This window comes from Desulfitobacterium hafniense DCB-2 (assembly GCF_000021925.1).
GTDB lineage: Bacteria > Bacillota > Desulfitobacteriia > Desulfitobacteriales > Desulfitobacteriaceae > Desulfitobacterium > Desulfitobacterium hafniense.
Map to the genome: position 1 here is coordinate 3154507 of NC_011830.1, position 16344 is coordinate 3170850.

Below are 16344 nucleotides of genomic sequence, written 5' to 3' on the forward strand. Positions count from 1 at the left end.
ATTGTCCTTGGTAAATTTTGTCTATTATTTAAGCTATTGGGGAGATAATGGGGTTTCCTTACTATCATCTTTGTACAAAAAGATCATCGCTTTAAAGAGATCCCCATCCACTTCAATGGTAAAGCTCCCCTTTTGGATTTCAATCAGACTGGTGACAATGGATAAGCCCAACCCGCTTCCCTGGCTGCTTCTGGATTCATCGCCGCGCTTAAAGCGCTCCATCAACTCAGTGGAAGATATATTCAATTCATAGGCTGAGATATTTTTAATAGTTAATCTTATTCCCGGACCCGCATCCTCCAGATCGATATACACTCGTGAGCCTGCCAAGGCATACTTAAAAATATTGGACAAAAGATTTTCAATGGCTCGCCAAAGAAGTCTCCCGTCAGCCTTGACCCACATTCTTTCCCGAGGGTAATTGAATTTAAAATCCAATCCCCGTTCCTGGATTTTCTCATCCACTTCTCCTAAGCCCTGAGTCAGCAGGGATACAATATCTATTCTCTCAAAGGTCACCGGAATATCCCCACTGGAGGCCTTGGCGGCTTCAAAGAGGTCATCGGTCAACACTTTAAGGCGCTGTGATTTTTGCTCGAGAACTTCCACATAGTCTTTGATCTTTTCCGGGTCTTCTTCCGTTTTTAATAAGTCAACATAGGTAATGATGGAGGTTAAGGGAGTGCGGATATCATGGGAAACGTTAGTGATCAATTCTGTTTTTAAGCGTTCGCTTTTAATCTCATTTTCCACGGCCTTATTTAAGCCGTCGGTTATACTGTTGATATCCCCAGCCAGTTGAGCGAACTCTCCCTTGCCCTTGATGTTAATCATCGTCGCCAGATCCCCATCCTTAACCCGCCTGACTCCTTCTTTAATGGCCTTGAATTCCTTGACTTTCTTAAAGGATAACCATATGGCCACACCAATGGTAATGGGGAACATGAAAAAGGTTATGGCAATACATAAAGGGTAGCCAATGACAAGGACAGCCACTTTCACTCCCAGACTGCCGCTGTCATAGATGGCTTTGATACCGGAAAAAAGCTTATGGAAAATCGTATAAACCAGAGTGTGTTTGAGGAGGGTCTTATTCTTAATATGCTTAACCAGGGATAAGACCAGGATCAGCCCCAAGGTTGCTATGGCCAGAGTCATGGGATAGATAAGGGCAGCATTTTGCATTTGATAAAAATTGAAACCCAGTATAAACCAGGAAGAAATCAAGCCTAAACAAAATAAGATATTAAAATCATTGTAGAGACGATCCAGGGTATTGAGATGGACTTCCTGGTCATGTCTTGAGTTTCTTCCCCAGACGATCAGGAGATAGATAAAGGAAGCCATCAGTCCTGCCAGATAAGCTGCTATCTGATAAAGGGCATGATTAGCAACTTCTTTGTCTTCCTGCCACTCGGCAATCCGAGGCTTTAAAAACTCATCCTCAAAACCAATATACAAAACATCCGGATAATCCTGTACATAAGCGTCAGGAGCAATCTGATAAAAACGCGGATTCTCTTTGATCTCCTGGGGATAGACGTTCTGGATAAACCCTTCAAACAGCATATAGGCGGGATAAGAAGTATACTCTTCTTTCGACAACTCTGCCTGATTGGTCAGCTCCAGCTCCCCGGCTTTTAGGAAATAATTCAGCCCCTTATAGCTTGCCAACCGTTGTAAAGTCGTTTGGTAATAATAAAGATCTTCTTGAATCAGACGTTCTTTTTCTTTTGCTATCTCTTCTTTATAAGCTTCCAGGAAAATCTGATAATTTTCCCTGTCGGATAGATTGGGATTATAAATGCCTGGCTGCGTCGGACTGGTAACGCTGGAAGTGGAAGGAGGCTTTTGGGAAGAGCCCTCGTCTACATTTTCCTCGACTACTGCTGAGTTACTGTTCATTGTTGAGTTGCTATTCACTGTTGATCTTCTGTCGCTGTTTACCTGAAACTCCCAATAGAGGCTGTCAATTCTATTTCTAAGTCTATCCTCTGAAACACTTCCTCCGGCTAAAATATTTTCCTCACTCTTATATCTGCTGAGTGACCTTAGGTCGCTGATAATATTATTGCTTTCATTAATGAAGCCTTCGCCCAGATAATAGCTTTTTTCCAAAGCTACCCCAAAGTGGCTGCGATTGATGACATTGAGCACTAAAGTAACGACTTGAGTAAAGCAAAAGATCACCAACACAAAAGCTAAAGCTTTGGCAATCAGTGAATGGCTAAAGCTTCTCGATTTTATATCCAATTCCCCACACCACCTTTAAATATTTAGGCTCCTTCGGGTTGATCTCAATTTTTTCACGGATTTTCCGGATATGGACAGCTACTGTATTTTCCGCACTGAAAGCCGCTTCATTCCAAACGTTCTCGTAAATCTGATCGATGGAAAAGACCCTTCCCGCATTGGCTGTCAGCAGCTTCAAAATTTTATACTGGACAGGGGTCAGCTTAACTTCCTCGCCGTCCACGGTGACGCATTTGCTTTCGTCGTCGATCATCAGCCCCCCGGATTGATAGACATTCGTCTTGGTCTCCAGGCTGCCTAATGTTACATACCTGCGCAGCTGGGATTTGACGCGGGCGATGAGCTCCAGTGGATTGAAGGGTTTGGTAATATAATCGTCCGCACCCATATTCAGGCCCATAATTTTGTCCGTATCTTCGGATTTGGCCGAGAGCATGATCACCGGAATATTCCGTTCTTCTCGAATCTTCATCAAAGCTCTGATCCCATCCATTTGGGGCATCATAATATCCATGATCACCAGATGGACAGTCTGCTCTTCAATAACCTCCAAGGCCTGGAGCCCATTGAAGGCTTTATGGATCGTATAGCCTTCGTGGGCTAAGTAGATTCTTATCGCTTCGACAATTTCCTTATCATCGTCGCATACTAAAATGTTCATGTATGGGACTCCTCTCGCTAATCAATTCATACAAATTATACCACGTCCTTTCTCAGTCTTTAGGACTATGGTAACCCTTAATTCTGATCATTCTGCCGATCTAAATCTTAAGAACTTCTTAAAGTCACTCCAAGTTTTCAGGGTTTTCTGCTTATTCCTTTATTGTGTAATCATTTGCTTAAAATTATCTGTTAATCTCTCGTTGTTCTATATAAATGGAACATGGTACAATAATATCGGCTGGTGCAATGCTAACCATATCAATCAGTACAAACGAATCCCTGTAAAAAACAACGGCCAACCTGAAAAAATGTACAGAGGCACCTTGAATATGACGAAGAGTTAGACTTTAAGGAGTTAGAAAGACAGAAAAGCGTGAGCATCATGGCTTTGAATCTAAATGGGTAGCTCTTAATAAGCAAGATAAACCCGGGAGAGACTCCCGGGTTTATCTTGCTTCAAAAAAACTCATTTCCTTTACAACCGTCGAAGCGGGTTCAGCCCTTCCGCAAAGTCCGGGTGGCATCACACACTTCAACCAACAACATCATGGTGCCCTGAATATTTTTCGGTGATTCCTATAACTCCTTTAGCTGAAGGCAGTTTAAAGGAGTGCCAACTTCCAGTTTCCCGTACTCAGGCAGCCCACAGATGCGGGCATTCTCCTGGGTAGCAAGACAATAAACTTTTTCTTCAGGAATTCCGGCCTCCCTCAGCCAGAGCATTTCATCCAGGAAGGAGCTGCCATGGGGCACTGAATAGGCTCCCGCATCCGTGCCGACGCCTAAACGCACACCAAAATCAGAGGCTTCCTTAATCCGGCTGAGGTGGCCTTTCAATATTTCAGACAAAGTAGCTATTTCCTGCTCAGAATACCTGCCTGTGGGGTATTTCAACAGGTTGCCTATGGGTGCCACCGTAGGGACCCAGGCGATTCCTTGAGCTTTCATCTGTCTTAAGTGCCGGGAAGTCATATAATACCCATGCTCTATGGAATCCACTCCCGCTTCAATCACTCTCGAGATGCCCTCTTCCCCGCTGGCGTGGGCCATCACCAGGATTCCCCTGGCATGAGCGGAGGCAGTCAATTCCTTGAGTTCTTCCACACTCCACTGAACCGTTCCCACCTGCCGGTATTGGCTGAAGGAGATAATCCCAGTGACGACGATTTTAAGCTGGTCTGCACCTTGCCGGAAAAAATCCTCTTTAATCCGGTGCCAGTCCTGCAGGCTTGAGAAGCCCCGTCCCAAAAAGCGTCCATACATGCCCTGCCGGGCTACAGCCTCCCGCACTGAAACTACCCGGGGGCCTTGCCATTCTTCACGTTCCAGGCGCTTCTTGGCGGACCAGGCGAAACCCGGCAAATCACCGCCATCCCGGACGGCAACGACGCCCGACTCTAAATAACGGCGAAGATTGTCCTGGATCACCTTCTCCATCAGAGCCGGGTTATGCCAGTTTTCCAGACATTGATAAAAATCAATACTGTCCAAGGCCAAATGCACATGACTATCGATAAAGCCGGGCATCAGCAAATAAGGCTGCCAGGCAAAATCTTCTTCTCCAGAAGATTTTGAGCGTCCCCTATGGTCAGAATAGGGACAAAGGGAACTCACTCTGCCCTCTTCCCATTTTAATTGAACCGGACCTTTAACTCTGCCTGAATCGGGGGTCCAGTACCCGCCGATTATTGCCGAACCCTGTTCCGGCACCGCCAGGATGGTTTTCTCGCCACTGCAGGAAATGAACATAGCTACTCCTTTTAAAGTTGCTCCTTGCGCCTGGTAATCATGGAAAAGGTCGCAGAGCCGATAGCCACCAGTTTACCATCCTCATCATAGACATTAACCGTCCCCATAAAAAGCCGTTTGCCTTCCTTGACAAGGTGCGCATAAGCATAAATATCTGAGTCTACAACAGGCAGAAGATAATTGACCTTCAACTCCACCGTCACCGCATAGCGATCCGGACCGATCGCTTCATTGACGGCTACCCCCATAGCCGTATCGATCACTGTAGCGATGATGCCGCCATGGACACTGCCATGAGCTTGTTTAAACTTGTCCGTAGTGGTGATCTTAACACCTTTTTTCCCCTGCTCATTGGTAACGATCGTCATACCAAGATATTTCCAGATATTGCTGGAACCTAAAGCTTCTAAGTTTGCCATGGGTTCCTCCTCCACTAAAATTTCCGGTCATCCACCTGCTCAAGCCATTGGTTAATGGTTTCAGCCACAGATTTAAGGCATCCTGCCTGGAAGGGGGAAACCAACTGTCCCAGCTCCACTAAATCCAGGAAGGACAGACTGCCCCCGACTTGGCACAGTCTTAAGTAATCCTGCCAGGCTTCCTGAGCATTCATACGGGATTTCTTCCAGAATTGAAAAGCGCAAATCTGAGCTAAGGTATAATCAATATAATAGAAGGGATTGCCAAAGATATGCCCCTGCTGATGCCAATACCCGCCATTTTCAAGGTACTGGTTGCCCTCATAATTCCGATGGGGAAGGAACTTTCTCTCAATTTCACGCCAGGCTGCTTTTCTCTGGGCAGGAGTGGCGTCAGGGTTCTCATAAACAAAATGCTGGAATTCATCCACGCTCACTCCATAGGGTATAAAGAGCAGGGCTTCACTGAGATGCTGGAAACGATATTTATCCGCTTCTTCTGCGAAGAAAAGCTCCATCCAGGGCCAGGCGAAAAACTCCATGCTCATCGAATGAATTTCGCAGGATTCGTAGGTAGGCCACTGATATTCCGGGAGAGTATGATGACGGCTGGAATAGACTTGGAAGGCGTGACCCGCTTCATGAGTCAGGACATCCACATCACCTGAAGTCCCATTAAAATTGGAAAAAATAAACGGCGCTTGATGCTCGCTGATATAAGTGCAATAGCCACCGCCAGCCTTGCCTTTTTTGGTCACCAGGTCCATAAGCTCATGGCTCACCATATAGTCAAAGAACTCCTCAGTCTCCGCTGATAATTCTCCATACATCTTTCTGCCCTGCTTGATGATCCAGTCCGGTTCCCCATGAGGTTGGGGATTGCCTGAATTAAAGCTGGTTTTTTCATCATAGTAATACAAATTTTCCAAGCCCAGGCGCTGCCGCTGCCGTTCCCGCAAGCGGGAGGTCAGCGGTACGATATCTTCCTGAACCTGCTTGCGGAAATCAGCCACCATCTGTGCATCATAATCGGAACGCAGCATCCGCGCATAGCCCAATCCCACATAATTGGGGTAACCCAGCTTCCGGGCAATCCGTGTCCGAACCTTAACCAGCTGATCATAAATAGTGTCCAAAGTTTCTTCATGTTCTGCAAAAAAAGCATATTTCGCTTCATGGGCTCTTTTCCGCAGGACCGGATCGGTGGATTGCAGAAAAGGTCCTAAACCGGAAAGATTGCGCTCTTCCCCTGCAAAGTAAATCTTGGCTGAAGCAATGAGCTTGGTATATTCGGTGGACAATTTATTCTCCGCCTGTAAGTCCTCAATAATCTCCGGTTTAAAAGTCTTCAGGGTTAATTCCGCGATACGGAAAAGCTGCTTGCCCCATTTTTGTTCTAATTCCCGGCGAAATGAGGAATCCAGCAACACCTGATAAAACTCTGAAATCAATCCCTGGTAGATGGGCAAATTCTCATCAAAAAATTCTTGTTCCCGCTCATAATAGGTATCGTTAGTATCAATAGTTTGGCGTATTGAGGCAATTTGGGACATAGAGTCAAATTTTCCCCGCAAGCTATTGATAGCCATGAGCAGACGATCCTGCTCATGAAAACTTTCTGCCCCTTTAAACTGCTCAAGGAGAGTCTTAAACTCTCCTTTGAGTTTTTCCAGATCAGGACGTGAATAAGGAAAATCTTTGAATTTCATTTTAAAACCCCCAACTAAATAGCCCACCCTATGGCAGGCTCAACACTTTCAGTCTCTTATACCTAAAGCACTCTTAGCTTTCATATCCACATAATCATTGAATTCATTGCCGCTATGGGCCTTGACTTTTTCAAAACTATAAATTCCCCGATACTGATTCATCAGCTTGGCATAAGCTTGGGTAAACTCATTTTTTGCTTTCCATTCTCCCGTAGCCCAAAAAGCGATTCCTGCATAATCGTGAAGAATGCGGATTTTAACCCCAAGCTGTGAGGCTTTTTTTACGGCATAGAGGGCCGCAGCAATCTCACCAGCTACATTGCGCATAGTCGCCGCGGCGGGGTTCTTACCCACATCGGCATCTTCATAGTGAACTTTACCGTCTTTAACAAAAGCATAAGCCCAGGCATACTGACCATTAACGTAACTTCCGTCCGTGTAGACATCATATTCCGTTCTATCGTCTCTTAAGGAGTCATCCTCTGCTTTCAGCGGATCACTCAGTGTTTCCCCTTTGAACCAGGCCTGAGCCTCTTCTAAGGTAGGGAAGGATCTGTAGACCGCTCCGGAAAAACCATAGATGGCCTTCCGGCACTCCTCCCAGGAAGAAAATACTCCCTTATCCCGTCCGGCACGGACAGCGTAAAATTTAGGTTTGTGGATTCCCATGCAAACTATTCCTCATCTGTTATCTTTTTCTACAATGTTACCATAGAGAAGACTTGAGTGGCAATAGATCTTAGTGAGCAGCCTGTTCAAGGTCTGAGGCAATTCTGTCCAGGAGCTTTTTCATCTCCTCTTCCACATTCAAAGCCTCCGTATCGCACCATTCGCTCCAGAAACCTTTCTGATCTGTGAAAATCCGGTAGAGAGGAACCCCCTCTTCAGCCATGACTGCTTTAGCTTCTTCGGGTAAACTGTCGCTGATCTTGGCAGCTAAATCCATCGCCAGACAAAGGGTATCCTTGCCTTGAGATAAGAGCTCGATGGTTTCAAACCCTACCCCAGAGGGCGATTCTTGATCATAAAAGAAGCTCATAATGATGCTTTCCTGATTTTCCGCCATTAAAAATTCCTCCACCTTCCAGGTTTTCTTTAGTTTATCCCTCCGCAGCCCTTTTCACTCAGTTATTTCAACCCAGGCCAAAAGCAGTCTAAGCCAAAAGCACCCTAAGCTAAAAGTTCCAGAGCATAGGTCAGCCCCATGGCAAGAGAACCCACCAAGCCAAAATAGAGAATGCCAAACTGTACCCGCTCCCGCAAAGGAACCTCATAATAGATCGACAGTTCATGCCGATTCTTCCATAGTTTGTAGACTTGGCTCACTCCCAGGATCACGACAATCAAGAGGATGGGGTTAAAGGATGTGATCATAAGGTAAAGCAAGACAGGGATCCCCACCAGCCATAGATAGGGAGAGACCGCGGAGACGATTCGCCCGCCATCCATAGGATGAACAGGAAGCAGGTTGAATATATTGAGAAAAAAGCCCACATAAGCGAGAACCAAAGCCAGTTCATATCCTGTAAGCCAGTAGAACGCCAAGCACAACACCGCAGCCAGACTCCCAAAAAGGGGACCGCCATAAGCGACTTGGGCTTCAGTCACCGCATCTTTGGGATTCTCCTTCATCCCGATCAAGGCGCCCACAAAGGGAATAAATACCGGTCCCGATACAGCTAAGCCAACTCGTTTCGCGGTAAGGTAATGTCCCATTTCATGGACGAAGAGCAGCGCTACAAACCCCAAGGCAAATTTTGCCCCATAAAATACGGCGTAGATCCAGATCGTAGCCACCATGGATACCGCAGTGGTGGCAAATTTACCGAGCTTGAGAAAGACAAAAAGGAACTTCAATTTAGACACTATAAAAAGAATAATAAATTTCCCCTTCGTCAACAAAGGGATGGCGAAGGCTGCCGCCGCCCATAAACCCTTCTTGTTCCCCGGTTTGGATTTTATGTTTTGCTCATCAATAACATAATCATCAGCATGTTCGTCCTGACCAACGATAGTCTCTTCCGCCCCATTGTATACTGAAGAATAGGAAGAATCTTTTTCTCTTCTATTCTCTTGATTCAGCTCGTCGATAGCCCATCCCTCCTCTGACATGTGTTCTTTATTTTATGATGATTCCCAAAAGGCTTTCAATAGTGAAGGAATCCGGCTATTATCCTGCAGCGTATGGATAGCATGCCATTCCTTAGGGAATAGACGTCTGTAAGACAAACGGGCAAACCGTTCATCAATTAAGAGGATTGCTCCCCGATCCTGTTCTGTCCGTATCACTCTCCCACAGGCTTGGAGCACCTTATTCATCCCAGGGTACATATAGGCAAATTCAAACCCTTGCCCATAGCGTTCCTGAAAATGAGCGCGAATTATATCCCGCTCCGTGCCAATCTGGGGCAGCCCCACCCCGATAATTACGGCACCGGACAAACGCTCTCCCGTAAGATCGATTCCTTCCCCAAAGATTCCCCCCAACAGGGCCAATCCCACCAGACTCTCCCGGGGCTCCTCCTGAAACGCTTCTAGGAACTCCTCCCGATCCGCCTCAGTCATCCCCATAGTTTGGGTCAAAACCTTAAATTCGGGATGGGCCTGGAGAAGCCTTTCCCGAACCCGTTCAAGATACTCATATGAAGGAAAATAGACCAGATAATTGCCGGTTTTCCCCTGAACAAGCTGAGTTATCCCCTCGACGATGGGGTCCAGGGATAAAGAGCGCTGGTTGTATTTGGTGGAGATCTGTTTCTGCAGCATCAGGCAAAGGTTCTCGTGAGGAAAAGGAGAAGGCAGCTGCAGCTTATAAGATTCTTTCTCTCCCCCCAAAACCTGAATAAAATACTCCAGAGGGCTTAAGGTGGCCGAAAAGAAAACTGCTGCTCTCCCCTTGTTTAAGACCTGAGCCAGCTGCTGAGAGGGATCAACACAAAAAAGCTTAACACGAACATCCTGCTCCGGGTATTGATAATAGGTAAGGTAATGCTCATCATAACTTTCAGCCGTGTGCAGGAAGGCTTGAATGTTAAAGTACAGCTCCGTTAACTTCTCCTTCCAGGGTGGGGTTTCCTCTTTCTTGAAAAACTTCTCCGCTTCGTTCACTACCCTCTCCAATGAAGAGTACAGGGCTGTGGGGGCGTCTTTTTCCACTTCAAGACCTTGTTTTTTGAGCTTTAAAAAGTTTTTATTGACCGTTTGGAGCCTTTTTCCCAGAACCGGTTCCTGATCCTCCACGAGATTCTTCAAGTGGAGGAATTCCTCCTTGTTTAATTGGGCGGAAAACATTTCCCGGGCCCGCTCCACCAGGTTATGAGCTTCATCGATCAGAAAGGCATAATCCCCGCCTTCGAGAAAAAACCGTTTGAGAAACACTCTTGGATCAAAGACGTAATTATAGTCGCAGATCACCAAATCAGCCCAATTGGTAAGTTCCAGGGAAAATTCAAAGGGACAGACCCCATGATTGCGGGCACAGTTCTCGATCTGCTCCCGATTCCAATGATCCCTCTCAAAAATATCCTCCAGAGCCGGGCCTAACCGGTCATAATATCCTTTGGCATAGCTGCAATCTTCCGGTGTGCATTCACACTCAGGACAAAAGCATACTTTATCCTTAGCCGTAAGAGTGACCCTCTTCAGGGACAGTCCTTGCTGCTGGAGCATGAGGAGAGAGCCTTCTGCTACGGTGCGGGTGATGGTCTTAGCCGTCAGATAAAAGATCGGTGTCTCCAACCCTTCGAGGAGGCATTTTAAAGCCGGAAAAATCGTCCCCAGTGTTTTGCCGATACCTGTAGGAGCTTGCACATAAAGCTTATGCTTTTCTTTTATCGTCTTATAGACCGCCACAACCAGCTCTCGTTGGCCTTTGCGATAAGCAGGATAAGGGAATTCAAGCCGGGAGATGCTTTCATTGCGCTGCTCTGTCCAAGCCGAAAGCCGATGGGCCCAGGTGCAGTACCGTTCCACAAGATCCTTAAAGAAGAACTCCAATTCCTCTCTGCTCAAGGACTTTCGGAATTCTTTAAGTTCATGGGTCTCCAACTGTATATAGGTTAATTGAACCTGCACCTGAGCCAGATCTTCCTGATTTGCCACTATATAAGCATAGCACTGAGCTTGCGCCCAGTGCAAATTGTTATAGGATTCGTCGATCAAGTCCAAATCCAGGGATGTGGATTTTATCTCCTCAATGACAACTCCTGATTCATTTCTGAATATCCCGTCTGCCCGCCCATGAATTTCTAAGCTGAAACCATCCTGATAAGCCGTCGTCCGCAGCGTCACTTCAGGTTGGTAATCTGCTCCCCGCTCCTTTTGCAGGTACTGATGGGCATAGATCCCTTCCGCCATTCTGGATCCACTCATGAAACCCATCCGCAAATCACCCTGACGCAAGACGAACTCGACCAGGGTCCGCACAGAAACCCGTAGTTCTTTGTCCAAGACTCCCTACTCCTGACTATACTAAATCTTTCGTTCCCTGATAAATCAACTTAAACAATTCTTCCAAATCTTCTTCTTCCACACAGGAGAACGCCACCCGGATATCGGACTCACCCAGAGCGATGACACCCACTCCATAGTTATGCAGTAAATGCAGACGCAATTCCTCTGCCTTCACACCTTTAAGCTTCAAGCACATAAAATAGCCGGAGTTAAAAGGATAATAATCCCAAAGGTCCTGGTAATCACCCCGGTTCAAGATCTCTTTGACCTTTAAGGCCCGGCCTTCCATAATCTTGTACTTCTCCGCTTTTTGCTTCTCAAAATCAGGGGATGCCAAAGCATGAAGGACGAAGGTTTGGGCAGGGTGGGAGGCATTGGAGATGGTGCTGCGGATGATGGCCTTGGTTTTATTCTCCAGAACATCGCAAACCACTGAGCTGGCATCCCCAAAGGTGATGAACCCAATCCGGAATCCCCATACATACTCTTCCTTGGTTGGACCATCCACCTTAACGGCCAGAATGCGGGGGTGGATATTGGCAAGCCGTCCAAACAGAGATTCTTTGATGGAATCCTCGTAGAAAAGCCCAAAATAAGCATCATCGACTAAAACCGCCACATTAATTCCCTGCTCCGCCACCTCCAGCAACGCCTCCACAATGGCCTGAGCCTCTTTCTCAACAGGCGTATAACCGGTCGGGTTATTCGGGAAATTAAGCAGCAACACCGCTTTGCCTTGTGCTTTTTGGGCCAGAAGAGCTTCTTTCATCCCTTGGGTATTGAATTCACCGTTCTCCGTGAAAAAGGTGAAATTCCGCATTTCAGCATTTCTGCGGGTTCCAAAAATCATCGTGTAATTGCCCCAGAGTTTATCGGGAAGCACTAATACGTCCTGAGGATTTAAAAAAAGGTCTGCCGCAATACTTAAACCATGGGTTAAAGCGTTGGTCACAATAGGCTGGCTCATGGTCTTGCCCTGCAAAGAAGGATTGTCCTTAAGCAGTTTTTCTCTCCAGACAGCCCTGATTTTGGATTTCCCGGCCGGAGGCGCATAAGTATAGATATCTTGAGGGTTATACTGGGACAAGGTTTCTTGGATAACCGGCAGAAACATGGGCTGCCCTTTTTCCGTAGCCATACCTATTGTGGCATTAAAGCGATAAGCCTTTTCCGTAGCCTCATCTGTCTGGGTCAATATTCCCTTGGGATAGTATAAATTCCTCCCTAAATCTGAAAGCAGTTCGTACACATGGGGGTTTTCTGCTCTTATCTGATCGTTGAGCTCCCTGGCAATATTATGCATGAGTGTTCTTCCTTTCCCATCGGTGAATCCTTAGCCGAATCTAATGCTATATGTTATGCAGCCAAAACCTGTTCTCCTAAAAAATTTATAATTTCTCAAAGATTTAATTATGATTCGCTGCAGGGTCAACAAGTTCCTTCCTTTCGACACGAGTATATAGAATACATGAGCAATACAGCTGTGCAAAAGATAATGACGGCCGCCTTACGGCAACCGTCAACCTTAAAAGAGCTCTTCTTCCGGGCGGATTTCCTTGACCTCAAAATGTGCATGGTCTAAAACCTGAGCCAGCACATCGAGAGGAGTCGTTGCCACTTCACGATACATGCGATGGGTATATAAATGATGGATATTCGGAAGGGCCTGATTGAGGCTTTTGCGGATTTTCTCTCCGGAATCATCGGCATCGACCAACAAATACACCTCTGAATCCTCAAGCTGGGTCGCCCACTCTTCAGTTTTTTCATAACTGATCGTCCCATAACTGCACAGTATCTCAACAGGCTCGGCTAAAACTTCCTGAAGCCGTTCCTTATCGGTTTTTCCTTCAACAATAATAACTTTTGCCACAGCTTTACCCCCAGCTCATTCGTTTGCTGGTCTTTACCTTCGATCTTCAGCATAATTTTTCTTTCATGAAATAGCCTTTACGAACACCCTGGGATTTATGCGTTTGCCGCTAGATGATAATTTTTGAATTTTTCTGAGCTGCCTCAGCGATTCTTTTTTCTTCAGAACCATGAGCCTGCTCACCGGTCTTAACCATCCACCCTTCACTCATCATCCTGGCCATGACTTGGGCGGCATTAATAGCATCATCCAAGGCTGAATGGAGTATGCCAATTTGCTCGATGGAATTTTCTTCAATGGCCTTCTTCAGGGAAATCAAATGGTCCAGGGAACGGTAATGCTTATACTGCTCCGCTAAATCAATATAGTTCTCCCAGACAAAGGGGTACTTTAAACCATACTTTTCACATACATTACCCAGAATCTTACGATCCGCATCTCCCCAAGCCACTACATAGGCTTCCGGATGGGCTAATTTCTGCAGATGCTGAATTGCTTCTTCCAGGAGAATACCTTGATCCACATCTTCCTGACGAATCCCGGTAATCCCATAGCTTTCTTCAGCTAAACGCGGCCAAAAGCGAGGTTTTACAAAGGCATTAAAGGTTTTATCCAATGCCAGTTTGCCGTTAGAATCAAGGACGGTGGCCCCTACTTCGATGATTTCTGGAAACCAGGCTCTGGGTTTGCCGTAACTTTGGGGAACTGAAAACTCAAAATCCACAACTAAAAAGTCCATCTTCCAACCTCCACTCCTCGACCCACTTATGCAGGTCATCTTAACTCTAAGTATATCGGAAACTTGTTTTAGGTGAAAGCATGTTCACCTGATGCTTAGTCGACTTATCCGCCACCCACTTCATTTATTTTTTCAATTCGTGTTAATACCGAGGGGTGGGTATAGCTGAACCATTCGATAAACCCAGGCGGGGATAAATCGGAACGGTTCTTCAAAGCCAGATTCATCTGCAATTGAATCGCTCCTTGAGGGTTCCCGGTCAGCAAGACAGAGGTCTGATCCGCTTCGATCTCCATTTGACGGGAGATGGAGTTTTGCAGAGGAGCACTCACAAAGCTCACCAATACTACAAATAATAGAAAAACCGCCCACACCAAAGGGGGTACATGATGTCTGGACATTTCCCGCCGGAGAACCAGGTACGCTCCTCCCCAGACTAAGAAGCTTCCCAAAGTCCCTAAAAAGAGTCCCCGGGCAATATGTCCTTTTTGCCAGTGAGCCATTTCATGAGCAATAACCGCTTTTACTTCCTCCAGAGGGTATTGATTAAGAAGATTATCATAGAGGACGATCCGTTTTGTCTCCCCGACTCCGGCAAAATAAGCATTAGCCTTCGTCGTCCTGATACTGGCGTCCATCACAAGCATCTCATCGATAGCTAAATCAGCCTTATTGGCCAGCTCATTGACCATGGAGATAATTTCCGGGTTGGCCACAGGTTGAAAGTGATTGAATAAAGGTGCCACAAGAACAGGCCAAAGCAGGCTTTGTATAACCAACCAAAGGGAAAAAAGCAGGCCACAGATCAGCCACCAGGTTTTAGGCCAGAGCCGAAAGGCCAAAAACAGTAAACAAACGCCTACTCCACCCATCACCAGGTCCAGCAGGGACTCTTTAAGAAAATCCCCCCACCAGGACAGGAAGGTTTGCGTAGAAAAACCCCAAAGCTGCTGCCAATAAAAGCCGCTGAAAAAAGTAAAAGGCAGGCTGACAAGGGTAAGCAGCAGCCAAATCATGAGATAAAAAGCAAGGTATCCTAACCATTTACGCCCTCGGGCCCACTGTTCGCAAGCCCGGGAAAGCCTGCTTCCCCGTCCCGAGGCCAGAATCCAAATTAAGCATAGGACCTGGAACATGAAGTTCAGAATATAGGAAATTCTTATCCCCTTGCTGTAATCCCGGCCTTGCTGGATTTGTTCCATGCCAAAAAGCTGGACAGCCTCAGGTCGTATCGAACCTGGAAAAAGGGCATACCATAAGTAAACGAGACTAAACAGAAGGGTTAAGGCAATCAGGGGGATCCATATCATCGTGCTCCGGGTTTTCAAAAACTAACCCCTCCTTGAGATTTAAACTAGAATGCAAAGAATGGCATCCATAAAGATATACTTTTAATATATGTATTCTCGTCTCAATTTATGGCTTCCTTACAAATTCTGTCTTAGCACAAAATAAAGACCACTCAGCATCAGTATAACACCCAATACCCGGGAGAAGTCCAGAGGGGTTCTCCTCACTCCCAGCAGACCGAAATGATCAATGGTTAACCCTACCAGAATCTGACCGACAACAGCGGCGGTCAGAGTTCCCGCTACCCCTATTCTTTGCACCGACAAAATGGAGCATGTAACACCAATGGCACCCAGTGCTCCGCCAATGAGCCATGGTTTTGGAACATGGGTGACTTGACTGAGATTACCCTTGCCCAAAAACAATACCGCCAAGGACAGACAGAGCAAGCCTACTGCAAAAGAGATCAGTGCTCCTTCAATTCCACCGATTCGTTTTCCTAAAGCTCCATTAATAGGGGTCTGAATCCCCATCACCATCCCGCCGCAAAGGGCAACCAAAACAAATAGTCCTTTCATGAACACTCCTCTTCCTTCTATCAGCTTGAATCATTCATTACCCAATGGTTTTATTATACCGTAAATCCTCAAGAAATGACTCTCTTATATAGCAAAAAGCTCGCCTATGGATAAGGCAAGCTTTTTGGCAGTAAAGAAGAGAAGAGTCTCTCTTTTCTTAACTCATTTTAGGGTAGAACGTTTGACATTCTGTTTCTTCTGCTGTGTGGGAAACCTCATTGCGAATCTCAACTTGGTCAGCATGGCAGTATCGCTGGTCGTTATAGGTACAGTTCACCGCATTGCAATGAACCTTAGGGTCCATGATCGGCTCCGCTGATACCGCCTGCTTTAAGCTTCCGCTGTAATTCATATTTCCCAGCGAAGAGACAAAGTTACCAAGGCTTTTCGAGCTGAAGGTTCCGCAGAACGTAGCATCTCCACCCGTGGTCTCCCCTCCCTGCACCTCGATCTCCTCAGCAGAACACAGATGACTACGGTTATACACGCAATTGACGGCATCACATTTTAACTGAACGCTCATAATCCTTACTCCTTCCTAATATCGATCTGTAATGAATTATCCTTAGTATTACCTGTCTCTTGCTCTTTATCCCTAAATACAACAAACAAAAAGGAA

At 46.2% G+C, this 16344-nt stretch carries 15 protein-coding genes; all 15 read right to left on the reverse strand.

Annotated features, from left to right (window positions below; translation table 11 throughout):
- Positions 1–33: 33 nt before the first annotated feature.
- On the reverse strand, positions 34–2253 hold the full coding sequence (locus DHAF_RS14670; RefSeq protein ID WP_005812155.1) for a sensor histidine kinase: 2220 nt from the start codon (positions 2251–2253) through the stop codon (positions 34–36).
- Positions 2228–2914, reverse strand: a complete 687-nt coding sequence (locus DHAF_RS14675; protein WP_005812153.1) for a response regulator transcription factor — start codon at positions 2912–2914, stop codon at positions 2228–2230. The genes DHAF_RS14670 and DHAF_RS14675 overlap by 26 nt, the downstream gene beginning before the upstream one ends.
- A gap of 578 nt (positions 2915–3492) precedes the next feature.
- On the reverse strand, positions 3493–4665 hold the full coding sequence (locus DHAF_RS14680; protein WP_005812149.1) for an amidohydrolase family protein: 1173 nt from the start codon (positions 4663–4665) through the stop codon (positions 3493–3495).
- A gap of 11 nt (positions 4666–4676) precedes the next feature.
- A complete protein-coding gene (locus DHAF_RS14685; RefSeq protein WP_015944306.1) occupies positions 4677–5084 on the reverse strand; it encodes a PaaI family thioesterase in 408 nt (135 codons plus the stop codon).
- A gap of 14 nt (positions 5085–5098) precedes the next feature.
- Entirely contained in the window at positions 5099–6793 is a 1695-nt protein-coding gene (locus tag DHAF_RS14690; RefSeq protein ID WP_005812145.1) for a M3 family oligoendopeptidase, read from the reverse strand.
- A gap of 48 nt (positions 6794–6841) precedes the next feature.
- The gene (locus DHAF_RS14695; protein WP_005812143.1) at positions 6842–7462 is read right to left on the reverse strand and encodes a ribonuclease H1 domain-containing protein; all 621 of its coding nucleotides are present in this window, start codon (positions 7460–7462) and stop codon (positions 6842–6844) included.
- 70 nt (positions 7463–7532) lie between these two features.
- Positions 7533–7859 carry a hypothetical protein gene (locus tag DHAF_RS14700; RefSeq protein WP_015944307.1) on the reverse strand — a complete coding sequence of 109 codons (327 nt, stop codon included), beginning with the start codon at positions 7857–7859 and terminating at the stop codon, positions 7533–7535.
- A 104-nt stretch (positions 7860–7963) separates the two neighbouring features.
- Positions 7964–8905, reverse strand: a complete 942-nt coding sequence (locus tag DHAF_RS14705) for a site-2 protease family protein (protein ID WP_005812139.1) — start codon at positions 8903–8905, stop codon at positions 7964–7966.
- 12 nt (positions 8906–8917) lie between these two features.
- Positions 8918–11242: an ATP-dependent DNA helicase gene (locus DHAF_RS14710; protein WP_015944308.1), complete on the reverse strand. Its 2325-nt coding sequence runs from the start codon at positions 11240–11242 to the stop codon at positions 8918–8920.
- 16 nt (positions 11243–11258) lie between these two features.
- Positions 11259–12548, reverse strand: coding sequence for an aminotransferase class I/II-fold pyridoxal phosphate-dependent enzyme (locus tag DHAF_RS14715; RefSeq protein WP_005812135.1), 1290 nt, complete (start codon positions 12546–12548; stop codon positions 11259–11261).
- A 222-nt stretch (positions 12549–12770) separates the two neighbouring features.
- On the reverse strand, positions 12771–13118 hold the full coding sequence (locus DHAF_RS14720; protein WP_005812133.1) for a toprim domain-containing protein: 348 nt from the start codon (positions 13116–13118) through the stop codon (positions 12771–12773).
- Between the two features lie 109 nt (positions 13119–13227).
- Positions 13228–13857 (reverse strand): 3'-5' exonuclease KapD, encoded by a 630-nt coding sequence (gene kapD, locus DHAF_RS14725; protein WP_005812131.1) that lies wholly within the window; start codon positions 13855–13857, stop codon positions 13228–13230.
- Positions 13858–13961: 104 nt separating this feature from the next.
- Complete coding sequence (locus DHAF_RS14730) at positions 13962–15185, reverse strand: M48 family metallopeptidase (protein ID WP_011459889.1); 1224 nt, start codon at positions 15183–15185, stop codon at positions 13962–13964.
- A 99-nt stretch (positions 15186–15284) separates the two neighbouring features.
- On the reverse strand, positions 15285–15725 hold the full coding sequence (locus DHAF_RS14735; protein WP_005812126.1) for a DMT family transporter: 441 nt from the start codon (positions 15723–15725) through the stop codon (positions 15285–15287).
- Between the two features lie 157 nt (positions 15726–15882).
- Entirely contained in the window at positions 15883–16248 is a 366-nt protein-coding gene (locus tag DHAF_RS14740) for a DUF1540 domain-containing protein (protein WP_005812124.1), read from the reverse strand.
- Positions 16249–16344: the final 96 nt, after the last annotated feature.